The 26,079-nt window shown below is 70.0% G+C and carries 26 protein-coding genes and 1 pseudogene; 13 read left to right on the top strand and 14 right to left on the bottom strand.

Going from position 1 to position 26,079, the window contains the following annotated elements:
* The first annotated feature begins 317 nt into the window (after positions 1–317).
* Entirely contained in the window at positions 318–1,217 is a 900-nt protein-coding gene (locus ACFY8O_RS14295) for an NUDIX domain-containing protein (protein WP_387901827.1), read from the top strand.
* 299 nt (positions 1,218–1,516) lie between these two features.
* Here the strand turns inward: ACFY8O_RS14295 and ACFY8O_RS14300 are convergent, their stop codons facing one another.
* Both ACFY8O_RS14300 and ACFY8O_RS14305 read right to left on the bottom strand, forming a co-directional pair.
* The gene (locus tag ACFY8O_RS14300) at positions 1,517–1,948 is read right to left on the bottom strand and encodes an RNHCP domain-containing protein (protein ID WP_387901830.1); all 432 of its coding nucleotides are present in this window, start codon (positions 1,946–1,948) and stop codon (positions 1,517–1,519) included.
* Between the two features lie 19 nt (positions 1,949–1,967).
* A complete protein-coding gene (locus ACFY8O_RS14305; RefSeq protein ID WP_387901831.1) occupies positions 1,968–2,348 on the bottom strand; it encodes an RNHCP domain-containing protein in 381 nt (126 codons plus the stop codon).
* Positions 2,349–3,199: 851 nt separating this feature from the next.
* On the opposite strand from ACFY8O_RS14305, the gene rsgA (ACFY8O_RS14310) reads away from it, so the two are divergent.
* The 5 genes from rsgA (ACFY8O_RS14310) (at position 3,200) to ACFY8O_RS14330 (ending at position 7,661) form a co-directional block, all read left to right on the top strand.
* Positions 3,200–4,255, top strand: coding sequence for a ribosome small subunit-dependent GTPase A (gene rsgA / locus ACFY8O_RS14310; RefSeq protein ID WP_387901833.1), 1,056 nt, complete (start codon positions 3,200–3,202; stop codon positions 4,253–4,255).
* Positions 4,256–4,272: 17 nt separating this feature from the next.
* On the top strand, positions 4,273–5,019 hold the full coding sequence (locus tag ACFY8O_RS14315) for an SAM-dependent methyltransferase (protein WP_387901835.1): 747 nt from the start codon (positions 4,273–4,275) through the stop codon (positions 5,017–5,019).
* Between the two features lie 263 nt (positions 5,020–5,282).
* Positions 5,283–6,173 (top strand): ABC transporter ATP-binding protein, encoded by an 891-nt coding sequence (locus ACFY8O_RS14320; RefSeq protein WP_387901838.1) that lies wholly within the window; start codon positions 5,283–5,285, stop codon positions 6,171–6,173.
* A gap of 70 nt (positions 6,174–6,243) precedes the next feature.
* A complete protein-coding gene (locus ACFY8O_RS14325; protein WP_387901841.1) occupies positions 6,244–7,065 on the top strand; it encodes an ABC transporter permease in 822 nt (273 codons plus the stop codon).
* 5 nt (positions 7,066–7,070) lie between these two features.
* On the top strand, positions 7,071–7,661 hold the full coding sequence (locus ACFY8O_RS14330; protein ID WP_387901843.1) for a TetR/AcrR family transcriptional regulator: 591 nt from the start codon (positions 7,071–7,073) through the stop codon (positions 7,659–7,661).
* 325 nt (positions 7,662–7,986) lie between these two features.
* Here the strand turns inward: ACFY8O_RS14330 and ACFY8O_RS14335 are convergent, their stop codons facing one another.
* Positions 7,987–9,069, bottom strand: coding sequence for a hypothetical protein (locus tag ACFY8O_RS14335; RefSeq protein ID WP_387901845.1), 1,083 nt, complete (start codon positions 9,067–9,069; stop codon positions 7,987–7,989).
* 526 nt (positions 9,070–9,595) lie between these two features.
* Here ACFY8O_RS14335 and ACFY8O_RS14340 point away from each other — a divergent pair.
* Entirely contained in the window at positions 9,596–10,165 is a 570-nt protein-coding gene (locus tag ACFY8O_RS14340; protein ID WP_387901847.1) for a GNAT family N-acetyltransferase, read from the top strand.
* Positions 10,166–10,716: 551 nt separating this feature from the next.
* On the opposite strand, the gene ACFY8O_RS14345 is transcribed toward ACFY8O_RS14340, so the two are convergent.
* A complete protein-coding gene (locus ACFY8O_RS14345) occupies positions 10,717–11,121 on the bottom strand; it encodes an alpha/beta hydrolase fold domain-containing protein (protein ID WP_387901850.1) in 405 nt (134 codons plus the stop codon).
* Positions 11,111–11,707: an alpha/beta hydrolase gene (locus ACFY8O_RS14350; protein ID WP_387901852.1), complete on the bottom strand. Its 597-nt coding sequence runs from the start codon at positions 11,705–11,707 to the stop codon at positions 11,111–11,113. Before ACFY8O_RS14350 ends, ACFY8O_RS14345 begins: the two co-directional genes overlap by 11 nt.
* Positions 11,708–11,746: 39 nt before the next feature.
* On the opposite strand from ACFY8O_RS14350, the pseudogene ACFY8O_RS14355 reads away from it, so the two are divergent.
* A pseudogene (locus ACFY8O_RS14355) lies at positions 11,747–12,176 on the top strand (hypothetical protein); the annotation flags it as partial.
* Positions 12,177–12,284: 108 nt separating this feature from the next.
* Here the strand turns inward: ACFY8O_RS14355 and ACFY8O_RS14360 are convergent.
* The gene (locus ACFY8O_RS14360) at positions 12,285–12,836 is read right to left on the bottom strand and encodes a metallophosphoesterase family protein (protein WP_387901855.1); all 552 of its coding nucleotides are present in this window, start codon (positions 12,834–12,836) and stop codon (positions 12,285–12,287) included.
* 371 nt (positions 12,837–13,207) lie between these two features.
* Here ACFY8O_RS14360 and ACFY8O_RS14365 point away from each other — a divergent pair, with 371 nt between their 5' ends.
* Both ACFY8O_RS14365 and ACFY8O_RS14370 read left to right on the top strand, forming a co-directional pair.
* Positions 13,208–14,080 (top strand): MEDS domain-containing protein, encoded by an 873-nt coding sequence (locus ACFY8O_RS14365; RefSeq protein WP_387901857.1) that lies wholly within the window; start codon positions 13,208–13,210, stop codon positions 14,078–14,080.
* The gene (locus ACFY8O_RS14370) at positions 14,077–15,036 is read left to right on the top strand and encodes an anti-sigma factor RsbA family regulatory protein (RefSeq protein ID WP_387901860.1); all 960 of its coding nucleotides are present in this window, start codon (positions 14,077–14,079) and stop codon (positions 15,034–15,036) included. Before ACFY8O_RS14365 ends, ACFY8O_RS14370 begins: the two co-directional genes overlap by 4 nt.
* Positions 15,037–15,080: 44 nt before the next feature.
* Here ACFY8O_RS14370 and ACFY8O_RS14375 read toward each other — a convergent pair whose 3' ends face one another.
* From ACFY8O_RS14375 to ACFY8O_RS14410, 8 genes are all read right to left on the bottom strand, one after another.
* Positions 15,081–15,482, bottom strand: a complete 402-nt coding sequence (locus ACFY8O_RS14375; protein WP_387901862.1) for a response regulator — start codon at positions 15,480–15,482, stop codon at positions 15,081–15,083.
* Entirely contained in the window at positions 15,479–16,537 is a 1,059-nt protein-coding gene (locus tag ACFY8O_RS14380; protein WP_387901865.1) for a PAS domain-containing sensor histidine kinase, read from the bottom strand. Before ACFY8O_RS14380 ends, ACFY8O_RS14375 begins: the two co-directional genes overlap by 4 nt.
* 47 nt (positions 16,538–16,584) lie before the next feature.
* Positions 16,585–17,241, bottom strand: coding sequence for a response regulator (locus tag ACFY8O_RS14385; RefSeq protein WP_145805465.1), 657 nt, complete (start codon positions 17,239–17,241; stop codon positions 16,585–16,587).
* Between the two features lie 30 nt (positions 17,242–17,271).
* Positions 17,272–17,751 (bottom strand): STAS domain-containing protein, encoded by a 480-nt coding sequence (locus ACFY8O_RS14390; RefSeq protein WP_387901867.1) that lies wholly within the window; start codon positions 17,749–17,751, stop codon positions 17,272–17,274.
* A gap of 390 nt (positions 17,752–18,141) precedes the next feature.
* On the bottom strand, positions 18,142–18,636 hold the full coding sequence (locus tag ACFY8O_RS14395) for a hemerythrin domain-containing protein (protein ID WP_145805467.1): 495 nt from the start codon (positions 18,634–18,636) through the stop codon (positions 18,142–18,144).
* 762 nt (positions 18,637–19,398) lie between these two features.
* On the bottom strand, positions 19,399–19,605 hold the full coding sequence (locus tag ACFY8O_RS14400) for a hypothetical protein (RefSeq protein WP_387901870.1): 207 nt from the start codon (positions 19,603–19,605) through the stop codon (positions 19,399–19,401).
* Between the two features lie 701 nt (positions 19,606–20,306).
* Positions 20,307–21,173, bottom strand: a complete 867-nt coding sequence (locus tag ACFY8O_RS14405; RefSeq protein ID WP_387901871.1) for a DUF3592 domain-containing protein — start codon at positions 21,171–21,173, stop codon at positions 20,307–20,309.
* Between the two features lie 75 nt (positions 21,174–21,248).
* Entirely contained in the window at positions 21,249–22,358 is a 1,110-nt protein-coding gene (locus ACFY8O_RS14410) for a hypothetical protein (RefSeq protein ID WP_387901874.1), read from the bottom strand.
* A gap of 984 nt (positions 22,359–23,342) precedes the next feature.
* Between ACFY8O_RS14410 and rsgA (ACFY8O_RS14415) the strand changes: the two genes are divergently transcribed.
* The 3 genes from rsgA (ACFY8O_RS14415) to ACFY8O_RS14425 all read left to right on the top strand — a co-directional run bounded on the left by rsgA (ACFY8O_RS14415) (position 23,343) and on the right by ACFY8O_RS14425 (position 26,048).
* Entirely contained in the window at positions 23,343–24,431 is a 1,089-nt protein-coding gene (gene rsgA / locus ACFY8O_RS14415) for a ribosome small subunit-dependent GTPase A (RefSeq protein WP_387901876.1), read from the top strand.
* A 59-nt stretch (positions 24,432–24,490) separates the two neighbouring features.
* A complete protein-coding gene (locus ACFY8O_RS14420) occupies positions 24,491–25,000 on the top strand; it encodes a GNAT family N-acetyltransferase (protein ID WP_387901879.1) in 510 nt (169 codons plus the stop codon).
* A gap of 151 nt (positions 25,001–25,151) precedes the next feature.
* Positions 25,152–26,048, top strand: coding sequence for an aminoglycoside phosphotransferase family protein (locus ACFY8O_RS14425; RefSeq protein ID WP_387901882.1), 897 nt, complete (start codon positions 25,152–25,154; stop codon positions 26,046–26,048).
* Positions 26,049–26,079: the final 31 nt, after the last annotated feature.

The following is a 26,079-nucleotide window of genomic DNA, read 5'->3' on the forward strand; positions in this document are numbered from 1 at the left end:
CGCGGGGACTCGGCGTCGGACAAGTCGAGCGTGGCCCGGGGCCTGCGAGATCACTACGGCCGCGGTGTCGCGATCGTGGGCCAGGACGTGATCCGCCGGAACGTGCTGCGCGAGCACGCCACCACGGGCGGCGCCAACATCACTGATGCGCAAGGAGCCGCACGCGCGCTACGGACCGATCGCACTGCCCTGGCACGCCGGCGGACTCGTCCACTTCCCGCCACCCGCTCCGATCGGCAGACACAGGAGTGCGCAGCCACCGTTCCATGACCGGTCCGGAGACCGCGACGGACGGACAGGACCAAACGGAGGCACGTATGTCCGACGACCCCCAGCAGATCCCGGCCGTCCCGAGCCCGTCGGCCGGAGACGCACCACCCGAGCACCACATGCACCTGCTCGGGAGGTACTACCGCCACGTGGAAGCCGGTCGTAAGACGATCGAAGTGAGGGTAGCCGCCCCGAACAAGCGCGACATCGGCGTCGGTGACACGGTCGTCTTCCATGACCGGGACACCGGGCGGGAACTCGACGTCATCGTGCATCGGATCACCCCGTACTCCTCCTTCGAGGACCTGCTCCGCTCGGAGGACACCGCACGCATCGACCCGGACGGGCTGCCCGGAGAGCTGCTCGCCAACCTCCGCAGCATCTACCCACCGGATGAGGAAGCCCTCGGCGTGCTCGCACTTGCCTTCGACCACCGCCCCGCCCGACCCGGCCGACCCATGCCGATGACAGCCGAGCAATACGCGCAGACCGTCCCCCACCACACGGTGTACGGCTGCCTGTACATCCGCGACGCGCACGACCGGCCCATCCAGCTCCGCTCGGTCTACGGCTCGAGACTCTGGCAGTTCCCCGGCGGCAACTTGGACGCCCCGAACGAGGACCCTCTGCAGACCGCTCAGCGCGAGGCGGTCGAGGAGACGGGCCTCGAACTCGGTCTGGACACGCCGAAGCTGCTTCTCACGCACTTCACGCACGCCGGTTCGAGCCTGCCGTTCAACAAGATCGGGCTCATCTTCGACGGAGGTCGGCTGACCGCCGAACAGCTCGGCCGGATCCGCCTCGACCCCGCGGAGCACGACATGTGGTCCGTCCACGACCTCGCGACCTGGCATGAACTGATGGCACCGCGCGCCTTCACCCGTCTCGACGCCATCGAACGAGCAAGGCGCGGCGACGGCCCCACGTTCCTCATCACGCACACCTGACCTACACCAGCCTTATCAGGAGGCACCCATGCCTGTCGGGAGGTTGGGTGTCTGTCCCGGTTGGCGGGCGTCGATGTTGACCGCGCATTTCGTCCCTGTGGGTGACGGTGCCCCGACGCACAAGAGGTGCTCCGTGACCTGGAGAAGGGGCGGAGCGTGCGAGCGCGGACGTGCTCGTACGCTCCGCCCCTTCGTGCAGCCTCGATGCCACACCGGTGCGAGGAAGGTTCAGAACGCCGCACGAAAAGAGCGGCGCTCGCCCCGGTTCTTGCGGCTCCACGCCGCGAGCACGGCTCAGGTCACAGCTGGAGCAGCGTTCGGTGGGCGATGCTGCTGTCCCGCAGCGGTTTCAGCGCGAGGCGCACCAGAGACAGCGCGTTGTCGTCGCCGGCGATCCGGTTGGCGCTGAGCTCACCGCAGGACTGGCACTGGTGAATGATCATCCACTCGCCGTCGGGTCGCACGGACATACTCAGTGCTTCCATCCGTCCACGGCAAGCCGCGGCCCGGTCACCCGGGATCCGACGGTCGACGTGCAGGCTGACCAGGCAGTTCGGACAGTGATTGCGGTGGGTGGTGCCCGGCGCGTCAAGGGACACAACCAGTCGGCAGCCCACGCACCTGAAATCGTGTCGCCGATGCCCTCCCTGGCGGTGCAGGACGTCCTTGCGTCGCTGAGGCCGCCGCGTTCCCTGCGTACGTCTGCCGGAGTTGTTCGCTCGTCTCGGCACGGAATCTTCTCCTTCCTGTCTACAGGTCGCCGAATGCCTCGAGCGGGAACGGTGGTTGTGCCAGCGGACGCACGGCCATGCGCATCAAGATGAGCTGGTTGTCGTCGGCGCAGATGGGGCTGGAGGTCAGCTCGTCGCAGCGCACGCAACGATGGATGACCATCCAGTCACCGGTACGCAGCACGGCGACGGAGATCGCCGACATCCGGCCCTGGCATGCGCTGAGGCCGCCCTCGACATGGTCGAGGACGTGCTGCGAGTGCAGGCACGACGGGCAGTGGTTTCGCCGTGTGCCGTCGCCGGCGGCGTTGGATACCGTCAGGCCACACCAGGCACAGGTGAAAGTGCCGGCCAGAGCGGTGTTCGGGATGTTGGAGCGAGTTCTGTTGGTACTGGACACCCGGAGGGCTCCTTGCTGAGAAGTCGGTCATGACAGCAAGAGCAGGCCGAGCGGCCTCGCCAAAGACGCCCTGTATGCCGCAGCGCGCGGGGGACTACGGGGTACGTGGGCAGGTCAGAGCACCGGAAAGCCGCGTCCGGTAGCCGTCCGCGTGGGACGGGTCAGGAGGACGGGACGGCAGGAGCCGTGCAGCGAGGCGCGCGCGGCAAGGGCCGGGGGCACAAAACTCACTCCTTTCGGGGGCACAGTAGGGCCGAGTAGTTCCGATGGAACGGCCGACAGTAGCAATGACCCATGAGGGGGCGTCAACGGATTATCGGCCCCGCCATCGCGGTGAACAGCGACGACGTCGGTGGACCCCCGAGCTGGCGACCTCTGCCCCAGTTCTCGTCCCTGCGTCGGATCGTCTCAGTCGTCCAGGGGCGTCGCTCGTGCGCATGCGACCGGTGCGGGTGGTTCGGCCTTCCGGAGAGGAATCCTGCCCCGGATCGACATGCGCAAGGTCCGTGATGACTGGAGCGCTGTTTATGAGACAGCCCCCGCGTTGCCCGGGGCCGACGCAGAGGTACACAGAAAATGCTACGGTTTCCGTGGAAGTGGCGACCAGGCCACTCTTGGAGATCGGAGGAGATGCGCGATGACGGTCGTGGTGACCACCGCTGTGTGCGGTGCCCGACTCGTTCGCATCTCTCGGGTCTCGGCCTGACCTTTCCTCTGCCAACCTCCCCTGTGCGGGAGTGGTTCCGGCACGTCTGACGTCCGGCGAGACCCCCTCTCAAGGGTCTCTTCAATTGTTTCACCCACATGCTTCACACCCATCTGCTCTCTCCCGTCCTCCGCGCGTTCCGACCTTGGTCGACTACGGCTGGGACACGGAGCGTGAGCGGTCCTTCCGTCCGTCGAGGGACGAGGGACTGGTCCCGGGCCGTGTCGTGCGGGCCGAGCGCGGTCTGTGCGACGTCGTCGCCGAGACCGGCTCCGTCCGCGCGATGGTCCTCCCCTCCTCAGGCACCGGTGAGCGGCTGACGCCCTGCACCGGCGACTGGGTGGCCGTCCGGCCGGCCGGCCCGGCAACCTCCGCCACTGTGGTGGAGGTGCTGGAGCGCCGGAGTGCCGTGGTTCGCTCCACCTCCTCGCGCACCTCCCACGCCCAGGTACTGGCCTCGAACGTCGACACCGTGGCGGTGATCGTCTCCCTCGCCGACCCGCTCAAGCTCGGGCGGATCGAGCGGATGCTCGCCCTGGCCTGGGAGAGCGGCGCCACGCCCGTGGTGGTGCTCACCAAAGCCGACCAGTCCACCGACCCCGCCTCGGCGGCGTCCGAGGTGGCCGAGGCGGCCCCGGGCGTGGAGGTGCTGGTCACCAGCGCCACCACCGGCGAGGGCCTGGACGTTCTGACCGCCGTCCTGTCGGGCACGGTCGTGCTGCTCGGACCCTCGGGCGCGGGCAAGTCCACACTCGGCAACCGCCTGCTCGGCGAGGACCACCTGGCCACCGGCGCGGTACGCGGCAGCGACGGCAAGGGCCGGCACACCACCGCATGGCGCGAGCTGCTGCCGCTGCCTCACGGCGGGGTCCTGCTGGACACCCCCGGACTGCGCGGGGTCGGCCTGCACGACGCCGACGACGGCCTGGACCACGTCTTCGCCGAGATCGGCGAGCTGGCCCGCGACTGCCGCTTCGCGGACTGCGCCCACACCACCGAGCCGGGCTGCGCGGTGCTGGCCGCCGTCGAGGACGGCCGTCTCACCCAGCGGCGTCTCGACAGCTACCACCGGCTGCAGCGCGAGAACACCTATGCCGCCGCCCGCACCGACGCCCGCCTGCGCGCCGAGCTGGAGCGGCCGATGAAGCAGCTCTCGCGACAGGTGCGCGCCCTCAAGCAGTCCTCCCACTTCAAGGCATGACGGAAAGGAACACGGTCATGGACCTTCCCCGCATCTTCACCATCCGCGAGAGCAACCACCGCATCCACAACCCGCTGACCGCGGACAAGTTCGCCACCCTGGGCGCATCCCTCCGCCTCCCCGCCGGGACCCGGGTGCTCGACCTGGCCAGCGGCTCGGGCGAAATGCTCTGCACCTGGGCCCGCGACCTGGGCTTCAGGGGCACCGGGGTCGACATCAGCACACTCTTCACCGCACAGGCCCGGGCCCGCGCCGCCGAACTCGGCGTCGCCGACCAGGTCGAGTTCGTCCACGGCGACGCCGCCGGCCACGTCGCCGACCAGCCCGTCGATCTGGCCGCCTGCGTCGGCGCCACCTGGATCGGCAATGGCGTCCCCGGAACGATCGAGCTGCTCCAGCGCAGCCTGCGCCCCGGAGGAATGATGCTGATCGGTGAACCCTTCTGGCGACGGACCCCGCCGGGCGAGGAGACCGCCAAGGCATGCCACGCCACTTCCATCGCCGACTTCCTGCTCCTCCCCGCTCTGATCGAGCAGTTCCAGGAACTCGGGTACGACGTCGTGGAAATGATGCTGGCCGATCAGCACAGCTGGGACCGCTACGCCGCGGCCCAATGGCTCAGCATGCGGCGCTGGCTCGACGAGCACCCGGACGACGAACTCGCCCCCGAAGTACGGGAGGAACTCACCGCCGAGCCCGCCCACTACGCCCGTTACGGGCGTGAGTACCTCAGCTGGGGCGTCTTCGCTCTCATGAAGCGCTGACACTCCCGTCCCGAGCGGGGTCCGTACGTCAAACCGTCCGGACCCCACTCGGGACACTTCATCACCACGACGATCGAGCCGGCGGCACGAGCGAGCCGACACCCTCCGCCTCCGTGCAGGCCCTGGCCTTCCTGCGGACCGGGGCAGCTCGGGGTATGACCTCAGAACGACTCGGCACACCGCTGGGGTCCCTCTGATGACCGGAGACTCGTAACAGAGGGACTCAGCTTGCAAACCTACCTATCGATAGGTAGGTTTTGGGCATGGACACCGTCGCCACCCCATCCATCCGTGCCATCGGGCTCGGCCGGGACTTCGCCGAACACCCCGCGGTGCAGCGGCTCGACCTGGAGGTGAACCCCGGAGAGGTCTACGGCTTGCTCGGCCCCAACGGCTCAGGCAAGAGCACCACCGTCCGCATGCTCACCACCATGCTCCGCCCCTCCCGGGGCACCGCCCAGGTCGCCGGAGCCGACATCTCCCGTGACCCTGGAACGGTCCGCCGCCGCACCGGAGTCGTTCTCCAAGGCACTGCCCTCGACCCTCTGATGTCCGCCCGCGAACTGCTGCCCCTGCAAGGACGGCTCCAGTCCCTCACCGCCCGGCAGGCACGCGCACGCTGCGCCGAGCTCCTCACGGCTTTCGACGCGCAGGACTTCGCGGACACCCCGGTCGGCAAGCTCAGCGGGGGCCAGCGCCGCCGTGTCGACCTCGCAGTCGCTCTGGTCCAGCGCCCGGACGTCCTCTTCCTCGACGAACCCACCACAGGGCTCGACCCTGCCAGCCGCCGGGACCTGTGGGACGAGATCCGCGCACTCGCCGCCAACCACGGCGTCACCGTCCTGCTGACCACCCAGTACCTGGAAGAGGCCGACCAGCTCTGCGACCGCGTCGGTATTCTCCGCGCCGGACGCCTCATCGCCTCCGCCGACCCGCACGCCCTCAAGGACCAGGTCGGCGACCGTGTCCTCACCCTGCGATTCCGTGATGCCTCCGCCGCCGGCCGGGCCCGGGAACTGCTCGCCACCAAGGGAGAGCAACTCCACACGGACGAAACCGCCCCGCACGCGGTGAGCATCAGGCTCGCCCGGCCTGGAGCCGACGGAGAGACGCTGCTCACCTGGCCTCCGCCGGCCTGCACGCCGAATCCCTGACCGTCGACGAACCCAGCCTGGAGGACGTGTTCCTCCGCCTGGCCCTCACCCCGGAAGGCGCCACTGCCGCATGAACACGCTCGCCACCACCGTCGTCGGCCCCGCAGGACCACCCGCAGCAGCGAAGTCGTGGGCGGCCCTGGGACCACTGACCGCCCGCTCGCTCAAGTCCTGCCTCCGTACGCCCTCCCTGCTTCTCTCGCCGCTGCTCACGAGCGCGTTCTTCATGATCATCTACGAGGGGCAGCTGTCCTCGGTGACTGCTGCGGCCACTCCCGGCGGTCGCTACATCGACGTGGTTCTGCCGCTGTGTCTGCTCACTACCGCCTTCACCGGCGGCGCCACCGCGGGGCAGCTGCTCGTGAGCGACATCGGCTCGGGCTATCACGCACGGCTCTGGCTCACCCCGGTCGGCCGCTGGGCCCTCATCACCGCCCCTGTCCTGGCAGGCGTCGTCGTCCTGACCGCTCAGGGCGCCGCGCTCACCGGACTCGGCCTGCTTCTCGGCCTGAACCCCGTCACCGGGGCCCCCGCCGTCCTGGCGCTCATCGGCGCCACCGTCCTGCTGGGGACGGGGTTCCTGCTGCTGGCCGCCGCGGTCGGCCTCCACACCGGCAACAGCTCGGCAGTCGGCTCCGTGACCCTCGTCTTCTTCCCGCTCTCCTTCTTCACCGCCACCTTCGTCCCGCGTGACCAACTCGGCGGCTGGATGGCCCGCGCTGCCGACATCAACCCGCTCACCCCGCCGCTGGAAGCCATGCGCAGCCTGCTCACCGCGCCCTACAACGAGCAGAAACTGCTGCCGGGCACCCTCGTCGCTCTCGCCCTCTTGGTGGCGGGCGCCGCCGCGGCCCACCTCACCCTGACCCGTCGTACCCGTACAGGAGTCTGACCACCATGCCCCGCCAGAGCGACACCCGCATCCGTGCCCGCGACGAATTCGCCCGCCGCCTCACCGACTACGGCTACCTCGGCGTCTCCCTCGACGACATCGCCAAAGCCGTCGACGTCAAGAAGGCCAGCCTCTACCACCACTTCCCCGGCGGAAAGCCCGCCCTGTTCATGGAGGTGGCCGACCACTACACCAAGGAAGCCTCCGCGCTCCTCCAGAGCGCACTCGCCACCCCCGGCACCTTGCGCGACAAGCTCCTCGCCCTCGCCGCCTCCTACGCCACAGGCACCTACAACTCAGCGCTCAGCAACCAGATCTACTACGCCTTCCGCCACCTCGAAGACGACCAGCGCGCCAAGGTCTCCCACGACTACACGCGCGGCCTCATCCAGCCCGTCACCGACCTCATGGCCCAGGCAGTAACCACGGGCGAACTACGGCAAGCCGACCCCGGATTCCTCGCCACCGCCTTCATGGAACTCGCAGCCACCGTCCACCCCCCACAGGACGACTGCACTCCGGCCTCCGCCGACCGCCTGGCCCAGGACGTCGTCGACCTCTTCCTGCGCGGAGCCGGTCCAGACCCCCTGACCTGAACCTCAGCCCTCAAGCATCCGGCCAGGCCGCGTGCGTGAAGAGCTGAGGGCACCCAGGGCAAGTACGGCCTTCGCCTGATCGGTTACGCCGCGACGGCCGACGGCCCGGTGATCGGGTCGACCAGCCGACCCAGGCCGGGCCCAAACTCGGAGCTGGCACTCGCCCCTGGTCCGTCCACCAGCGGCCCCCGAGACGGCTGTCGGGCCGCTACGTCCACGACACGACCCTCACGGTGAATCCAGAAGCCCTCTCAGCCCTCGAGGGGAGGCCGGCAAGCTCGCCCACCCCCCAGGGGCTGAGGGCCCTCGCCCGGACGCGTCGCTGTCAGGACTGGGCCAAACGCTGGAACATGGCTTCGACCTGAGCCTGATTGGCGATCAGGGGCAGAGTGTCAAAGTACAGCTCCCATTCGCCCGCCGGACCGAAGCGCTCCACGATCCCGAAGGGGACGTTCGTGCCCTTCGGGCTGGTGACGGTGCCGTGCCACTCCACGAATGTGTGTGTGCGGCCGAACGCGACCTGACCCGGCTTCAGCAGGACGTCGGCGTGGTCGAAGAGCCGGCGGAGATAGGCCGCCTTGCCGTCGACGGTCTCGAGGGGCGCGGCAAGGCCGGGCGCGGTCAGGCGGCCGTGTCCGGCGCCGCCGACGAGAGCGTCGATGTCCTCGGTGTTCCAGGCCGCGAGCCGCGCCGTGATGTCCCCGACGCGGAAGGAGCGCGGCGCGGGGCCCCGGCCGGCGTCGGCCGCCGGGCCTGTGTCCGCGTCCGGGCCCGTGTCCGCGACACCCTCGAACAGGTTGCGCAGCTCCGGGGCGGCCGAGCGGAACACGGTGTACCGGTCGTAGTAGCGCCGGGCCTGGATCGTCTTGCCGTCGTCGGAGAGGACATTGCGGGCAACCTGCGGGTAGCCGACCTTGTGGCCCTTGACGGTGGCCTCATTCCACTGGCCGAACATCACCACCGCACCGTTCGCCACGACTTCGGTGCCCCGATAGCGCAGGTCCGGTACGAGACCGAGCGAACCGACAATCGAGTTCCCGATGACGGCGTGCCCGCGCTGCGGATTGCCGCCGGCCTCCCAGAGTGTGGCCTCCGGGTCGAAGATGTCGAGATAGGCGGTGACCCGCGGGTGTCCGACCTCGCCCGGCTGCGGCGGGGTCCCGGTGGGGGTCTCGCCGAACGCGATCTGCCGCTTCATGAACGCGCAGGCGTTGGGGGTGATGGTCCCCTCCAGCGTGCCGACCTTTTCACGGACCCCCGCGCACGCGACCGAGGCCGGTGCGGCGCCGGCCGTCGCGTGCAGCGCGCCTCCCGCGTCCGTGTTCGTGTGTACCGTGCCGAACGCTATCCCGGACACCATCGCGACCGTGACGGCTCCCGCACGCCCAAGCACCTGCGTACTGCGCATCTTTGACCTCTCGCCCGTCGTAGGGGAAAAACCTTGACCTCAGGACCCTGGTGGAGGGCGCGTCCCGCGCTCCCCCGGCCTGTGACGGCAACCTTGCCCGCGTCCGCTCCGAAGATCGATTACCTGCCAGGTAATGGGCCCCCGGGGGCGGGAGGGATGACGCACGACAGGCGGTAGTGACGGCTGGTCCCGCTGGCACCGTCCGTGACCTGCACTTCCTCGCCCCGGACCGACGAGAGAAACCGCCTGGTCTGGATCTCCACCACGCGGCCCGGCCGCACCCCGCACAGGCCCCCCTCACCAACGACGGCTCCAACAGCTCCATCGGGCCCTGGCTGGCCGCTGGCCGCAGCCGCCCGTAGGGCCGCAGTCTCCACAGGGCCGCAGAACCAGCACGGTGACGACTTGGGGAGCGATGGAGGCGGGTCCTCAGCATGACGTGAAGGCAACCGTGTCATGCCCGTCGGTGACAGACGCGGTCCGAAAACGCCTGGACCGTCAGACCCGCCTCGGCCATGATCCTCACGTGACCACCTACCTCGAGTCCGAGCGCCTGACCCTGCGCCCCTTCGCCGCCACCGAAGCGGACCTGCTGATCGAGCTGGACAGCGACCCGGCGGTGATGCGCTACCTGACCGGCGGCGCTCCGACTCCGCCGGAGGAGGTCCGCGACCTCGCCGTCCCCAGCATCCTCGCCGGCTACGAGCGCTGGGATCACGACCTCGGCCTGTTCGCCGCGCACGAGAAGGACGGCGGCATGTTCGTCGGCTGGTTCTGCCTGCGTCCGCTCCGCAGCGGCCCACGTGAGGAGGCCGAACTCGGCTACCGCCTGCACCAGGCGGCCTGGGGCCGGGGCTACGCCACGGAGGTCTCGCAGGCGCTGCTGGCGAAGGGGTTCACCGAGCTTGGGATGCGCATGGTCTGGGCCGAGACGATGATCGTGAACCTCCCTTCGCGCAACGTCATGGAGAAGCTCGGGATGACGCTCGCGGAGAGCATCCCCACTCCGGACGACATGATGAAGGTTGAGGGTTCCGAGCACGGGGGTGTGCGGTACGAGATCACGAAGGAGCAGTGGGAGCGGCGGCAGGCGTAGGCGTAGGCGCGGCGCCCGTGGATGTGAAGTCTTAGAGCCCCTCACACGATCACGATCCGGGCTCTTGAGGCATGTCCACGGCGCACACTCGGGTCGTTGGGGGTGCGCGCCCCGAAGACGGGAGCCCCCGTGGGCGTCCAGCACCGCCCTGGGAGTCCGGCCAGGATGAGTGGTGCTTGACCACACCGTGCCACCTGGCCGCGCCAGAGCAGCAAGAAGATAGGCGCGTGGCTATCGACCTGCAGGTTTTCGCGGACAACTGCCAGATCCAGGCCTTGGACAAGGACTCGATCGGTGAGGGAACCTGTCCAGCCAAGAGTCTCCTGGCCCCCGCCTCGATTACAAACTCGTGTCCGAGCCCAGTCAGCTGCTCGGCGCTCGCCGGTGTCGCGGCGAACCCGCGTCTCCCCTGCGGGCCGGCAAGGGACTCCCATGCGCAACGGGGGTTGCTTCAATTCATTCCGTACGCGCCTGCGAGCCGGGCGGGGTGGTGATCGGCTCGCAGGCGCGTGTGGGGTTCAGTACCGGCGGCTCGCCGTCGGAGCTGCCTGTTACGAAGCAGCTGGCGTTGCCGGGGCCTTCGTGAAGTGCCGGACGAGGTAGTCGTGCAGGGTGTGGCGGAAACTTTCCGCGAGGTGGGACTGCGGGGCGAACAGGTCGAAGGCATGGTATTCGCCGGGGTACAGGTGCAGCTGAACGTCGACGCCGTGGGCGCGCAGGCGCGAGGCGTAGTCGAGGTTCTCGTCGCGGAAGACGTCGAGTTCGCCGACGCCGACGAAGGTCGGGGGCAGTCCGGCGAGGTCGCTGGCCCGGGCTGGGGCGGCGTAGGGGGTGACGTCCTCGGTGCCGGGGTGGCCGAGGATCGCCTGCCAGGCCAGGAGGTTGGTCGCGCGGTCCCAGATGTCGATGTCGGTGATCTCCCGGCTGGAGTCGGTCGTGTTGCGGTCATCGAGCATCGGGTACTGCAGCAGCTGGAACAGGGGGGGTCGCCGCGCCGCGGTCGCGGATCAGAAGGGCGGTGGCGGCGGCGATGCCTCCGCCACCGCTCTGGCCGGCCAGGCCGATGCGGGTGGGGTCGAGGCCGAGATCGGCGGCGTTGTGAGTGATCCACTGGTAGGCGGTGTATCCGTCCTCGGCGGCGCCGGGCGCGGGGGTCTCCGGGGCCAGTCGGTAGTCGACGGCAGCGACGGCGCAGCCCAGTGCCGCGGCCAGCGGCTTGAGCCAGGGTGCGTCCTGGGCGGCAAAGCCGAGCACCTGCCCGCCGCCGTGGAACCACACGAGGACCGGCAGCGGTCCGGGCGCGTTCTGCGGACGTAGCAGAAAGACCGGGACGTCGGGGCCTTCGGCGCGTGGCACCTGGATTTCGTCGGCGGTAACGGTGGGCTCGTCGGGGAGGGTGGCGGCGATGGAGTCGGCCAGTGCGCGGACGGCCTCGCGGGTGGCGGGGATGTCGGTCAGGTCGAAGACGCCGTTCGGGCCGATCGGCATGGCCTCAAGGGCTGCGGCGAGTTCGCTGTCGATCGCGGGGCGGGAGCGGGGCATGGTTCTTCTCTTCCTGGGGTGGGGTCCGGGGTCAGGCACGTCCTGCCCGGTTTCCTGACGAAGGTACTGACCCGTCGGCGCACCCTCTGGGCCGCGATCGCCGCAACCACCGGCCTCGCGCTGCTCCTGGCGCTGACCGGGGATGCTCCACCCTGGTCCTGCTCCTCCTCGTGGTCTTCCTCGTCAACACCGCACTCCTCGTACTGCGTCGGGATGCCGCCCCTCGCGAGCACTTCCGGGCGCCGAGGCAGTACCTGTTCTCGGAGCTGTGTCCTGTGTCGCGCTGGCCACGCGCATCGAGCAGGAGGTGTGGCTGAGAGGGCTCCTCGTACTGGCTGTCGGCGTGGCGCTCGGCGTCATCGGGCGCTCGGCGTCATCGCCGCGGCACGGTCACGGCGCGGCCAGGGTTGAACCCGGTCCGGTCTGCGGCGGCCCCTGCGGGCTGCCTGCACGGCCGGCAGAGGCATGAGGCGGGCGCCGTGACATCGTCGGCGGATCGCCCGGGGCAGGTCCGGTTCACCGGCGGCTGCAAGGCCCGGGCTTCCGCCGCAGAGCAGTGAGACCTCAGCGGGCCGATTCAGCGCCTCGGCAGGCGGTGCAGGGCGACCTCGCCGAGGACCCCGTCCGCCGGCGTGCACGTCATGTACGTGCAGTACGGCTGCCGCCTGCGGTCCGTCGGCGACCCCGGGTTCAGCAGGCGCAGCCCACCCGGGGCCTCCGTGTCCCAGGGGATGTGGCTGTGGCCGAAGACAAGGACGTCCAGGTCCGGGTACAGCTCGGCGCAGCGCGCCTCCCGGCCGCGGGCCGGCCCTGTCTCGTGGAGGACGCCCCACCGCAGGCCCCCGAGCCGGACGCGGGCCACCTCCGGCAGCCGGGCCCGCAGATCCGGGCCGTCGTTGTTGCCGTACACCCCGATCAGGCGTCGCGCCCGTCCCTCCAGCAGGTCCAGGGTGGCCGCGTCGACCCAGTCCCCGGCGTGGACCACGACGTCTGCCCGTTCCGCCTCGCGCAGCACTTCGTCCGGGAGCCGCCTGGCGCGCAGGGGCACATGGGTGTCCGAGAGCAACAGCAGCCGTACAGGAGCCCCCCTCGCGGCCGTCTCCTCGTCCATCGGCTCGTCCTCGTCCATCGGCTCCTCTTCTCCTCGTCCTCGCCCGGTCCCCCGGCTGTGAGGGCCTTGCCCGGCAAGGGGCCCACACCAGCGTGGCGGCGGGGCAATGGCAGCCTGTGGCCCCGCGTCTCCGGCGAAAGCACCACGGCTTTCGGCGGCGGGATCTCTCCGGGGCTCCTGCCGAGGAGCGGCCCCGGCAAGAGGTGGGTGAGGCGTCCTGAGAGACTGTCCTTCCACGACCAGGCCCTCCGCGACGCGCCGGTTCGTGCGACACTCCACGCTCACAGCGCGCTTCTCCAGCGGACCCGCCGACCCGGTGTAGAGATTTCGCGGAGGAAAGCGTGCTTCCATGGTCGGGAGGGCACATCGGACGGCAAGGGGGGCACAGCGTGCCGGTGGCGGGAAGGGGCGCGGCGCACCCTGGGCCGGAGTCGCAGGAGGGGCGTCACTCCAGCGTGGTCTACTCCGACGACCAGCAGTGGGCGGAGCACCTTGGCGTCTTCGTCCGGGACGGGCTGGAAAAGGGCGAGCAGATCCACTACTTCGCGGACACCACCGCCCCGGAACGGGTGCTGCGCGCGCTTGCCGACGCGGGCATCGACGGGGCGGGCGCCACGGCGCGAGGACAGCTGTCCGTGTCGGTCGCCGCGCGGACGTATCTCGCCGGTTCCACCTTCGACCCGGACGCGATGATCGGGCTGTGGTTCGACACAGTGGAAGCGGCCCGTGCCTCGGGTTACCGAGGAGCGCGGGTCGTCGGGGAGATGTCGTGGGCAGCGAGGGACATCGCCGGCGCCGACAGGCTGCTGGAGTACGAGCTGCGCATACACGAGGAGGTCTTCGCACATCTTCCGCTGACGGCGTGGTGCTTCTACGACCGCCGCCTGATGTCCCCCGCGTACGCGGATGTCCTGGCCGGTGCCCACCTGACGCACAGAGGTGAACCGTACGGCGTACCAGCTCTGCGGGTGGCGCCACTGACAGACCGGCCCGGGCTGCTGATGTCCGGGTCGGCCGGATACGACACACGGGAAGCGGTCGCCGCCGCGGCGGCCGTCCTCTCGGGCGCGGCCCCCCGGATGGAGCTGGACCTCGCGGCGCTGCGTCACCTCGACGCCGCTTCGCTGGCCACGCTCGCCTACGCCGCGGCCGGGCGGCAGGGTGGCGCGCCACTCAAGGTCCGGCAGGCACCTTCGCCCCTGAGGCGACTACTGCAACTGTTCCCGGAGCTCGACTCCGTGGTGGAGGTCGTGGACCGATGACAACGCACGAGCCGACCTCGGCCGTCCCCGGCCGGCAGGCCGCCTTCTACCACCCGGCTCTCTTCTACGGCACCGAGGACGAGTACCTCGACGGTGTCGGGACGTTCGTCCGGGACGCCTTGGAGCAAGAGCATTCCGTGCTGGTGGCCGTGCCCGGCCCGACCCTTCCGCTGCTCCAGGACTTCGTCGAGGACGACCGCGGTCACGTCACGTGGGTGGACATGCGTCAGGCGGGGCGCAACCCGGGCCGCATCCTCTCGATGCTCCAGGAGTTCGCCGACCGTGCCGCTGCCTCGGGCACACAGGCCTCGATAGTCGGAGAGCCGATCTGGGTCGGGCGTACGGCCGCGGAGGCGTGGGAGGCGACGCGCCACGAAGCGCTCATCAACCTGGCCTTCACCGGACGCCCGGTCAGCATCCTCTGTCCCTACGACACGGCGTTGCCCGAGGACCTGCTGGCACAGGCGCACCGCACCCACCCGGTGGTCGGAGCTCCGGGGGCGTATCGTGCCAGCTCCCGCTACACAGACCCCCATGAGGTGTCCCGCGACTGCGACACCCCGCTGCCCGAGCCCTCGGACGCGGTCGTCATCCCGTTCGGCGAGCAGGCTCTGGCCCTCGTACGTGACGAGGCCGACCGCTGGGCGGCCGCCGCCGGTCTGCCGCCTGTCCGCCGCACGGACTGGCTCCTCGCCATCGGCGAGGCGACCAGCAACTCGGTGCGTCATGGAGGAGGCCGCGGGACTCTCCGCCTGTGGTGTGCCGACGGTGAGCTGGTCGCGGAGATCCGCGACCAAGGGCTTCTGGCCGATCCCCTCACGGGCCGCCGCCGCCCCGACCCTCAGGCGGCCACCGGCGGCCGAGGTGTGTGGATCATGCATCAGGTGTGCGATCTGGTCGAGTTCCGCACGGTGGCGCAGGGGCTCGTCCTGCGTCTCCACATGGGACTGGAGTGAGCCGGGGGCGTTCTCCGCGGCGGAGCCCACCCGCCCTGTCGCTGTCACGGGCATTCCGCCAACCGGCGCAGGGCCGCGAGGAGTTCCCGATTACTCGCACCTTTGAGTACGTACTCGGAGACCCCTGCGCTCGTCATACGTTCGACCGATCCTTTGTCGTCGTACGCGGAGAACGCCACGATGCGGCTGGCCGGTGAGAACCGCGCCATGTCCCTGGCGACGGAGGGGCCGCCCCCCGGGAAGCGGGCGTCCAGGACGACGAGGTCCGGCCGATGACGTCCGGCGAGTCGGAGCGCCTCCTCGCCGTCGCACGCGGTGGCCACGACCTCCATGTCGGGCTGAGCCCGGATGACCTCGCTCAGGGTCTCCAGGAGCATCACGTTGTCGTCACAGAGCAGCACGCTGAACGGTGCGCCGCGAGAGCTGTCCGATGGCGCTGCGGTCACGGGGCACCGTCCCTCGGCTCCGAGTTCGGAAGCGGTAGCGGGTTGGGCACCCAGAACTCGACGCTCGTCCCCGTTCCGGGGCGGCTGTGCATGGACCACCACCCGCCTGCCGTCTCGGCTCTCTCCCGCATCTCGATGACCCCGAAGTGCTCGCCGGTGCCGTCCATGGACATCGGTTCGCCGGTTCCGTCGTCGACGACGTGCGTCATGATGCCGCCGTCGCCGGACTTGACGCGGACGTCGACCCTGCTCGCACGCGCGTGTTTGTGCACGTTGAGCAGTGCTTCCTGAACGATTCGGAAGATGGTGATGGCCGTCTCGGGCGTGGGCGTACGGTCCAGCTGGTGATCGAACGTATAGGTCATCCCCCAGGAGGAGCGCACGACGTCGTCCAGGTGGCTGGTGAGCCCTTCGACCAGGCCATGCCTGTCGATCCCGGGCGGGTGCAGCCGGAAGGTCAGACTCCGGAGGCGCCCGATCGCTTCACGCACCGTCGTGTCGAGACGCTGAAGTTCCGCGGCGTGGGCCTCCGGCACCCGCTCCGCCAGTAGTTCCAGCCGCATCGCCACGGCGACCATGGCCTGGATGGAGTCGTCGTGGACGTCCCACGCGATACGGCGTCGCTCCGTCTCCTGCGCCTGGACCAGGTGATCGAACAGCCGCCGCCGCTCGCTGAGGGCCTGCTGCGCCGCTCGTCGCTCGGACATGTCGCGGGTGACCTTGCCGAACCCCTGCAGTACGCCTTTCTCGTCCCACAGAGCGGTGATGACCACGTTCGCCCAGAACCGGGAGCCGTCCTGGCGGACGCGCCAGCCCTCGTCCTCCAGCCTCCCTTCGGCCACTGCGGTTTCCAGCTCCCACTGCGGCTTGCCCGACAACTGGTCCTCGGGCGGATAGAAGACCGAGAAGTGCTGGCCGAGGATGTCCGCGGCCCCGTAGCCCTTGATCCGTTCGGCCCCCGCGTTCCAGCTGATGATGTAGCCCTGCGGGTCGAGCATGAAGATGCCGTAGTCCAGCACGCCCTGAACCAGCAGCGTGAAGGCCGTTTCCGACAAGGGAGCAGCCTGCTTGCGCGCCCACTTCGGCGGGCGTGGATCCCGGGTCACTCGAGGAGCCCTTCACGTCGCGCGATCGTCACGGCTTCCAGTTGGGAGCGCGCCCCCAGCTTCTCCAGTACGCGCTGGACGTGGTTGCGCCCGGTGTTCAGGGCGACCCCCAGCTCCTCACTGATCTCCGCGGTGGTGCGCCCCTCCCCCAGGAGCCCCAGGGCTTCCCGCTCGCGCGGAGTCAGGTTCGCACCGACCCCCGGCGCCCGGCCGGTCAGCCGCCCGAGCACGTCACCGAGCACGTCCTGGCTGAACACCGTCTCGCCCGCCGCCACCCTGCGTACGGAATCCTCGAGTTCCTTCAGACCGCGCGCCTTCAGGAGCAGTCCGGCTCCGCCGGTCTCCGCGACGCGGGCGGCCACCGACCCGCTGCCCTCCGCAGCGAGGATCAGCACCCGCACGTCCGGCACGAGGGCGCGCAGGCCTGCGATGGCGTTCACCCCGTCACCGTCCGGCAGGCGCCGGTCCATGAGTACGACATCCGGCTCGCAGCGCCGCGCGTCGGCCAGCGCCGATGCCACCGAAGCCGCACGCGCCACGACCTGAAGGTCGGGCGAGCGCTCAAGGGCGAGACAGATCGCCTCGGCCACCATGTCATGGTCCTCTACCAAGAGGATCCTGACCGGTCGGCGGTGCGGAGACGGCGAGGGCATTGGTGCATCCTTAGCTGGCGGACCGCATGATCATGCCAGAAGGTCCCGGAAGGACGCCTGCTCGGCGGCCTTCCTGGCGGCGGCGACCTTCCTGGCGGCGGTGGCCTCGTCAGCGGCGGTGGCCGCGAGTTCCGCGTCACGCTGGACCGCGGCCGTCCCCGAAGCGCGAGTCGGCTCCGTGTTCGTGGCCGCGTTCCCTCCGGTGAAGACGTTGTCGGCCCCGATGAGGGAGAGCAGTCGTGCCAACTGGCTGCCGACCCCTTCCACGACGAGATCCACACCTGCCCGGAGCACGGCCGCCCGCGCCCTGAGCAATGCGCTCAGTCCGGCGCAGTCGCAGAAGGAGACACCGGTCAGGTCCAGGCAAAGGCTCACCGGCTGCTCCACCAGACCGGCCGTCACCGCTTCCCTGACATGAGGGGCGGTGTCCAGGTCGAGTTCCCCGGCGAGAGTCACTCGCGCGACACCCGAGAGGACCAGGACATGCGACGTGAACGGATGCGCGGTCACAGCGTCCCGCACCTTTCCGCGCTCACGCGCTGCGCGTCCCTGCACCGCGGGTTCCCATGAACCCTGCCGGCGAAGGGGCCGCCTGTCGTCAGCCCTCTCATCACTACCCCATAGCGCGAGGACACCAGTGCCGACTAGTGAATCTGCACTAGGAGAGGAAGTCAACACGTGCCGCCGGGAGGGGCGGCGGCCTTTGCGCGGACGCGCTTTCGGGTCGCCGGTATCTCCGAACGGGCCGAGCCGCCTTCCGTCGACAGGCGGTGACTCATGGCCCGTTCGGCGCTGCGAACGGCCTTCCCGCACCACTGGGAGGCGGTCATGAACCGGCGCGGCACCCGTCCGGGATGTCGGACGGGTGCCATGGGGCTGGGCGGTCAGCGAGCCCGGCGGTCACTGAGCCCGGACGACTGCGCGGACGCTGTCGATGGACCCGCAGTCGGCTTTCAGGTGCTTCCTTCGGTCGCGGAGAAAGACCTCGCCGAGTTCGGCCCGGCGCTCCTCCGGCACGTTCTCCCGGGCCCCGTTGAGGATCGTGCGCTCCTCCTCGTCGAGGTGGTGCGTGACGGCGGTCGCGAGCTCCTCCAGCTTCTCGTCCCACTCGTCCGAGCCGACCTCGTCCACCTCCATCAGGGCGAGCAACGCCTCGTTGCCCTCGTGGTGCTCCTCTTCTCCGTGCTCGACCGCTTCGCTGTCCACGTTCCGGAAGCGCTTCAGGGCGGGGTAGATCTCGGTCTCCTCCGCCTCCCCGTGGGCGATCAGGAGTGCGGCGAAGTCCTTCAGGGCCGCCTCGCGGTCCTCCTCGACGCTCCGCATCCGTCGCAGCAGGTCCTCCATGGTGCGATGGTCCTCAAGAATCGCGGCCACCACGTCACGTGCTTCGGACATCACGAGTTCCTCTCCTCGAACAGTGCTCCGCTGGTACCCCCGCGAGGGGCAGGTAAGCGGAGCCGACGACGAGGGCGCCGACGGCACTGCGGGAGGGTCGGTAAGGGCGCCGATGAGGGCCTGGGAGTGGTTGCGCGCCTGCCTCGACCGTCGCGTCGAGCGAGCGCAAGACGAAGAGAACGACGCGGGTGCCGCCGCTGTCGGAACGACTCACCGTCGAAACAGTACGGCCGTGGGCAAGATGGGGGCCAGGGACGGGAGGCGGCCGTTGAGTACCCACCCGTCAGCTGCGCGCCCCCCGAGATCCCTGTCATCATGTGCCCTGACACATCGCCCCGCCCCCGAGGAGCCCACCGATCATGCGCATGCCCCGGGCGAGAGCGGGCCGCACCGGGGCGGTGAACACGGGCGGCGGTCGCGTCTTCAGGTCACGCCGGCTCTCCCCGCCCGCCACCGCGATCAGCTCACTCTCACGGCCTGATCGACACCACCCTCAGCGGAGGCTATCGATAGCCGTGCGCCCCTTCCCTTCTGCCGGGTGGGCGCGACGGGGACCGTCGCGCCCACCAGAACCATCACAGTGGTGCGCCTCTCATGACCAACTGGTCACGAAGCCCACTTGGTACAGCTGCCCTCGCTCACCCACTGGTGAGAGCTGATGGTGTTGTTCGCGCTGGCGCCGTTGCTCATAGTGATCCTCATACTGCACCAGCGTATGCTCCGCGACCATGAGCACCACCCCTCGTCATCCGCCTCCCGCGCCTACTGGGCGATGACCCGCGTCATGATCCGTCGCCTCACGGTCGCGAACACTCCCACCTGGCGCGACCGGCAGACGGTGAACGCGTGAGCATCCAGCCCCTGCTCGAAGCGCTCGACATCCAGGAGGACGCCGCCCGGGCCTTGCCCGATGACCTCCGCACGCAGATCGAGGAACTGCGGAACCAGCTGCAGGAGGCCGAGACTCACCTCGAACACCTCCCGATCACACGGAAGACCGTCAACGCTCTCGCTGACCGGCTCTCTGCCCAGGCCTCCACGGCCGACCGGCCCGAGCACTCCGGACTACCCCCGCATCCTCACCGTCTTCAACGAGACCACCCGCCCCCTCCGGGCTCCTCACCGAAGCGGACGCCGACAGCTTCACCAGGAACCCGTAGTCGGTCAGTAGAGGATGATTCGCCAACGCTCGGCCCAAAGCAGCCGCTGACCAACCGAAACGCGCACCTGGACACGGTCTTCTTTCACCTGCCAGACGGTGCCGTAGAGCGTGGCGCCGGGGAGATCCACCCTGACGATGTCGTAGACCTCCAGATCGCCCTCGACCGGCCGACTCCACACATTCGCGCACTGCTCGCAGTGGTAGGTGAACCGCCGGGACTCAAACCATCGCCCCCGACGAACGTTCGAGGGCGAATCACTTCGGGAGTTACGCCACCACCTATTCCAGTGTGCTCCAGATCGAAACGGCGGAGAAACGCCTGCCGGAAGCGGTCCACGTCATCCGCGGTGGCGCCGGTATTGGAGGACCACGACCAGACCGGCGCGAACTGGCCGAGCGATGCGCGGAAGCCGCGGGCCGCACGACGAGGAAGTGACCGGCGACTCGGCGGCGGATGTCGCCTGACGTCGCGCCGGTCGCGGGGCCTGCTCGTCAGGGGCGGTGGGCGTCAGCCCGCGATCAAGATCCCTCCCGCCACGGCCGCAGCGACCCCCACAAGAAGGGCCCCGACAGCGAACGTGATCTCGCCGACGTGAGAGCGGTGTTCGGCGGCGAGGTCCGTGGTGAAGACGGCCGGGTTGTCGGGGCGGTAGTGGATCGTGAGGTCCCGGCCGCGGGAGCGGGCGGGACCGCTCAGCCCTACGGTGCGGTAGGCGGTGACGGCGGTGCCGTCGAGGGTGGTGAAGGCGACGACCGGGGTGTGGCTGGTGGCGGTTTCGCCGTCCTCTTGGACGGTGACGTCCTTCAGTACGGCGATGACGCGGCCCGGGACCGGGCCGCCGGAGGCGAGGCCCTCGATGCGTAGGCGTGAGTCGCGTATGGCCCCGGGCAGGTAGGTCGCGGCCAGCAGCGTCCAGGGCACGCCGAAGCCGACGAGGGCCCACGGCCAGCCCCAGTCGATCGAGGCGACGACGACCAGCCCGACGTAGATGAGGAAGACAGCGAAGTTGGGCCAGCCGAGGCCGCTCCGTCCGGCGTCCGGGTCGGTGGTGAAGCGGTAGGCGTGCGGGCGGCCGGGAGGGTAGCGGATGCCGATCTCCCGGCCCGTCCAGGCCGTGCTGATCCGGTCACCGCACTCGCCGTCGTTGGTGACGGTGAACCCCTGCCCCGTGGCGGGATCACGGAAGGTGACGACCACGGCGATCCCCTCGCGTCCCGAGCTCCCGTGCCGGGGCTCCGTGACCCGTTCGATCCGGCCCATGACGCGAACCGCCCGCTGGCCGCGGGTCACCCCGGCCAGCGACCGTCCGTATCCGACGAGCGCGACGGCGCCAAGGACGACGCACCACGAGGCCAGATATCCGTGCCAGCCCATCCGTGCTCCTCCTGGTGCTGGTAGCCTGCCCCGTCCGGCTCACCCGTTCCGTCGGGCGCCGGTTCCGTCCGTCTGTCAGTGCGCCGAGACGCGCCGGACGATCTCACCGTGGCCGTTCGCCTCCAACGAGGCGGCGCCGTCGGCGCCGGCCACCCCGACTCTGAGGGTGAGGGTGCCGGACAGGCTCTCGGCGGTGAGCTGCCAGGTCCGCGGGGAGCGGACGCCGAGAGTAGCTCTGGCCTCCCGGACGAGGGCGGGGATGCGCGGGTAGGGCAGCGCGTCCAGGTCGAAGCCGGGTGCCTGCGAGCCCGCAGGGGTGAAGACGACGGTGAGCAGGCGGTCCTGCACGACGACGGTGAGAGCCTCGCGCTTTCTGCCGTCGCCCTTGGTGAGCGAATCAACCGCCAAACGGAGCCGGCCTTCGTCGAACAGGGACTGTCCGGGGCCGAGGGCGACGGTGCCGGACGCCGCCGAGACGATCGTGGTGGACGAGGTGCCGGGGTCGGCGGGCCCAGCGGCCGAGGGGGGCCGGTCGGAAGGGTCGTCCGGGCCGAAGAGGTCGGCCCGGAAGACGAAGATCACGCCGGCCGCGCCGAGCAGTAGGGCGAGGAGGGTGAGGTAGCCGCCGACGGTGCCGTCCGGGGGCGGATCGTCGGTCAGGGCCGGGCCGGACGCTGACTCGATGCGGGCCGCGGTCGCGCGGTCCTCCCAATCCGGTGTCGGGCGCTTCACCAGCTTCACCGCCCATGGCTGGTGCGGGGGGTACTGGACGACGACGATGCCGCCTGGTTTGTAGTCGGGCAGGTCGACGAGATTGACGGACTGGGTGGACTCGACGCGGTACGCCGGTCCGCCGTCCGGGGCGACGGTGAGGTCGAAGCGGACGGGCACGTCGCTGGTCTCCCCGCCGGTGGCGCGCAGGCTCTCGATCTTGGCGAGCGTGGTACGGGGGACAATGTTCGCCTCGCGTGCGCGCTCGGGCGCCCCAGCGGCGAGGACCAGCAGTCCGTAGGCAAGGGGGACGGCCAAGCCGCCGACCAGCAGGGGAGCGCGTTCGAGGACAATGCCGACGACGAGTGCGGCGAGCGAGCTCCCGGTCACCGCGCCCGTGAGGATCCCACGGGTGAGATCGAGGGGGGTGCGGCTCGTCGGCGGTGCGCTCGGAGGGGCCGGCGTGATCGTCATACCGAGATTGTGGCGGCCCGGGCCGCGGCCCGGTAGGCGTCCGGGCACCTTTCTCTCTGCCCCCAACGACGTTTCTAGGGAAGGATGTTGTCACCTCCCAGGCAACACAGGCAGGTGGCCGATCACGATGACCGTTCACGGCGCCGGGAAACCGCGACTACTCGGCCACGCCGATGAGCACGTCCCCGAGTCGGCCCCGGGTCGGCCGCAGCCGCGCGACACCCCGTTCGACGAGTTGATCGAAACGATCATCGCCCCCATCAGGGCAGTACGCCCCGCCGACCCTGATCACCCATGACGCTTACGTCAACTGACCGGACATCCCGGTCACGTACGCACCCACCAGGCCACCTTCCTCGCTTCGAGGTGGAGAAGGAGCGGCTGGCGGGTGACAGTGCTCCAGCTGCGCTCGCCCCGGCCAACAGGGCTGAACTGATCTCCCGTCTGCAGTCGGCATCAGGGACGATCACGGTTGCTGGTCCTGCGCCTCGGACCCGAGGGCGGTGAAGGCTGGTGCGGAGCGCCTGAGTTACGGCATTCCTCCCGTAGGGGCGAGGTGTTGGGGGTTGAGATCTGGCTGATGCTGCCTGTCTCGCATCCAGCTGGACGAGGGCGCGGCGGGCGGGAGCAATTGGGACGCGTCGGTGGGCTCGACACATGTACGAGTCCGCCGACACGCCGTCGGCGCGCGAAACGTGCCGTCAATGCACGAAGATCCTCCACGCTTCCCCCATCCGCTACGAGAAAGCGCACCGCGAGCCGGGTCCGCGAGCGCGAGGGGGCACCGGCCTCTCACTGAGTCGTGTAGCGTTGCTGAAGCAGAGACAACTGGGTCGATGCGGGACGAGCTGGGAGGTGAGATTGATGACTGCCGTAGAGACCGCTGCCGTATGCAGCGCCCTCCGGACCATCCTCACGTCCCGGGCCCCGGTCTGAACTGAGCTTCGCGCTCCACCACGGGGCCCTTGTTCAAGGGTCTTCACGTTGTCTCAATCGAAGCACCACCACCATGCTCAGCCGTACTCCCTCGCGGATTACGGCTGGGACGAGGCGTGCGATCACGCCTTCGCTCCCTACCGCGACGCCGGACTCGTCCCGGCCCGCATCGTGCGCGCCGAACGCAGCTCCTGCGAAGCGGTCACCGACGCGGGAATCTCCCATGCGGAGATCCCCGGCGGCGCCGATCAGGCACCGCCGACCACGGGCGACTGGGCTGTCCTGTCTCCTGCCACCACCAGTCGCGGACCGGTGCTGCATGCGGTACTGGAGCGGCGCACCGCGCTCGTGCGGTCCACCGCTTCGCGTACCTCCCAGGGCCAGGTCCTGGCCGCGAACGTCGACACCGTTGCGGTGACGGTGTCACTGACCGCCCCGCTGAAGCACGGCAGGACGGAACGCATGCTCGCCCTGGCCTGGGAGAGCGGCGCCCGGCCGGTCGTCGTACTCACCAAGGCCGACCGGTGCGCCGACCCCCAGCAGGCCGCGGCTGAGGTGTCCGAGGTGGCGCCCGGCGCGGATGTGCTGGTCACCAGCGCGGTGACCGGGGAAGGACTGGACACCCTGACGGCTGTCCTGGACGGCACCATCGTGCTGCTCGGCCCTTCCGGGGCGGGAAAGTCCACTCTGGGTAACCAGTTGCTGGGCGAGGATCGCCTGACGACCGGCGCCGTGCGCGACGTGGACGGCAAGGGGCGGCACACCACCGCATGGCGGGAGCTCGTCCCGCTGCCCGGCGGCGGGGTCCTGCTGGACACCCCCGGCCTGCGGGCGATCGGTCTGCACGATGCTCAGGACGGGCTTGAGCAGACCTTCGCGGAGATCGAACTCCTCGCTCGGGACTGCCGGTTCGCCGATTGCGGGCATCTCGGCGAGCCGGGTTGCGCGGTGCTGGCCGCCATCGAAGCCGGGGAGGTTCCCCAGCGCCGACTGGACAGCTACCACCGGCTGCTGAGGGAGAACGCCTACGCGGCCTCACGCACCGACGCCCGCCTGCGGGCCGGCCGCGAGGCCACCAAGAAGGACATCACGCAGCATCTGCGGGCGACCTACCGGTTCCGGGACCGCCAGCGGTGAACGACGACCGCGGCTCCGCCGTCAGCACCACTCCACTCGCCTCTGAGAAGGGAACGCCCATGACCACCTGGACCACCCGCCCCGAGACCCCCGACGACATCCCCGCCATCCGCGACATCAACCTCGCGGCCTTCCCGACCTCCCAGGAAGCCGACATCGTCGAGGCCCTGCGCGCCGACCCCACGGCATGGATGGACGGCCTCTCCATGGTCGCTGTGGGCCCCGACGGCGCCCCGGTGGCACTGGCGCTGCTCACCCGCTGCCACGTGGACGGTGAACCCGCCCTCGCCCTGGCTCCCTGCGCGGTACTGCCCTCGGCGCAGCGCACCGGCGCCGGCTCGGCAGCCATCCGTGCCGTACTGGCCGCCGCCCGGACCAGGGGAGAAAACCTCGTCCTGGTCCTGGGGCATGCCGACTACTACCCCCGGTTCGGCTTCACCCCCGCGTCCGGATTCGGCGTCCGGGCCCCCTTCGACGTCCCGGACGAGGCCATGATGGCAATGGCCCTGGACGACACCCGCCCGGTTCCCACGGGCACCATCCAGTACCCCGCCGCGTTCGGCGTCTGACCTCTCCTGTGGCGCCCCGGAACCTCTCCGGGGCGCCACAGCCCTTTCGCCGGGCCGGCGCTCTCGTTCGGCCTCCGGAGTCCGGGATCACAGCGAGCTGTCCCGGAGCGCGAGAGCTCGTTCCGTCTGTCCCCCGGTACGGTGACGTCGCATGACCGACACCGAGATCGAGATCACCCCGGACCTGGTCCGCGACCTGCTGCGGGAGCAGCATCCAGACCTTGCCGGGCTGGCCATCCGCGAGGTGGCCGGCGGCTGGGGCAACCAGATGTGGCGTCTCGGAAACGAGTTGGCCGTGCGCATGCAGCGCATGGACCCGACCCCGGAGCTGCAGCTCAAGGAACGACGGTGGCTCCCCGTGCTGGCACCCCGTCTGCCGCTCCCGGTGCCGACCCCCGTACGGTTCGGTGAACCGTCCGAGCGCTTCCCCAAGCACTGGACCGTGATGACGTGGGTTCCCGGCGAGCCGCTGGACCACGGCTCGATCAGCCGCGGCAACCACGCGGCCGACACGCTGGCGGGCTTCCTCCAGGCACTCCATGTGGAGGCGCCCGCCGAGGCGCCGGTCGCCACGGACCGCGGTGGCCATCCCGAGAACTGCACGGAGGGCTTCGAGCTCCTCTTCGAGGCCGTGGCCCCCGACGACATCGCTGCCGACATCCGGGCCGTCTGGGACGACGCCGTCGCGGCCGGAGCGTGGGAGGGCCCGCGGGTGTGGGTGCACGGCGACCTCCATCCCGCGAACGTCGTCGTCTCGGACGGAACACTCTCCGGCATCGTCGACTTCGGCGACATGTTCGCCGGCGATCCGGCGTGGGACCTCGCCGCCGCATGGGTGCTGCTGCCCGCGGGTGCGGCCTCGCGGTTCTTCGGCAGGTACGCGCGTGCGGACGCGGCAGCGCTCCGGCGCGCCCGCGGGCTGGCTGCTCTGAAGAGCCTGTTCCTGATGCTCATGGGGCAGAACGGGGATCGGGGCCTCCCCGGCGGCAAGCGGCACTGGGGACCTGTGGGCCGGGCAGCCCTTGATCGTGTGCTGAAAGGCGCTTGACGCGCTTCTTCGAACGGTTTCCCGATCGTGG

It is taken from the genome of Streptomyces argenteolus (assembly GCF_042902585.1).
In the GTDB taxonomy this organism is placed as follows: domain Bacteria; phylum Actinomycetota; class Actinomycetes; order Streptomycetales; family Streptomycetaceae; genus Streptomyces; species Streptomyces argenteolus.

What these genes read in the sequence shown, in the direction of transcription:
- ACFY8O_RS14295 (WP_387901827.1), top strand. Translation starts at nt 318, where the DNA reads ATGTCCGACGACCCCCAGCAGATCCCGGCCGTCCCGAGCCCGTCGGCC.
- ACFY8O_RS14315 (WP_387901835.1), top strand. Translation starts at nt 4,273, where the DNA reads ATGGACCTTCCCCGCATCTTCACCATCCGCGAGAGCAACCACCGCATC.
- ACFY8O_RS14320 (WP_387901838.1), top strand. Translation starts at nt 5,283, where the DNA reads ATGGACACCGTCGCCACCCCATCCATCCGTGCCATCGGGCTCGGCCGG.
- ACFY8O_RS14325 (WP_387901841.1), top strand. Translation starts at nt 6,244, where the DNA reads ATGAACACGCTCGCCACCACCGTCGTCGGCCCCGCAGGACCACCCGCA.
- ACFY8O_RS14330 (WP_387901843.1), top strand. Translation starts at nt 7,071, where the DNA reads ATGCCCCGCCAGAGCGACACCCGCATCCGTGCCCGCGACGAATTCGCC.
- ACFY8O_RS14335 (WP_387901845.1), bottom strand. Translation starts at nt 9,069, where the DNA reads ATGCGCAGTACGCAGGTGCTTGGGCGTGCGGGAGCCGTCACGGTCGCG.
- ACFY8O_RS14345 (WP_387901850.1), bottom strand. Translation starts at nt 11,121, where the DNA reads ATGCTCGATGACCGCAACACGACCGACTCCAGCCGGGAGATCACCGAC.
- ACFY8O_RS14350 (WP_387901852.1), bottom strand. Translation starts at nt 11,707, where the DNA reads ATGCCCCGCTCCCGCCCCGCGATCGACAGCGAACTCGCCGCAGCCCTT.
- ACFY8O_RS14360 (WP_387901855.1), bottom strand. Translation starts at nt 12,836, where the DNA reads ATGGACGAGGACGAGCCGATGGACGAGGAGACGGCCGCGAGGGGGGCT.
- ACFY8O_RS14370 (WP_387901860.1), top strand. Translation starts at nt 14,077, where the DNA reads ATGACAACGCACGAGCCGACCTCGGCCGTCCCCGGCCGGCAGGCCGCC.
- ACFY8O_RS14385 (WP_145805465.1), bottom strand. Translation starts at nt 17,241, where the DNA reads ATGCCCTCGCCGTCTCCGCACCGCCGACCGGTCAGGATCCTCTTGGTA.
- ACFY8O_RS14395 (WP_145805467.1), bottom strand. Translation starts at nt 18,636, where the DNA reads ATGTCCGAAGCACGTGACGTGGTGGCCGCGATTCTTGAGGACCATCGC.
- ACFY8O_RS14405 (WP_387901871.1), bottom strand. Translation starts at nt 21,173, where the DNA reads ATGGGCTGGCACGGATATCTGGCCTCGTGGTGCGTCGTCCTTGGCGCC.
- ACFY8O_RS14410 (WP_387901874.1), bottom strand. Translation starts at nt 22,358, where the DNA reads ATGACGATCACGCCGGCCCCTCCGAGCGCACCGCCGACGAGCCGCACC.
- ACFY8O_RS14420 (WP_387901879.1), top strand. Translation starts at nt 24,491, where the DNA reads ATGACCACCTGGACCACCCGCCCCGAGACCCCCGACGACATCCCCGCC.
- ACFY8O_RS14425 (WP_387901882.1), top strand. Translation starts at nt 25,152, where the DNA reads ATGACCGACACCGAGATCGAGATCACCCCGGACCTGGTCCGCGACCTG.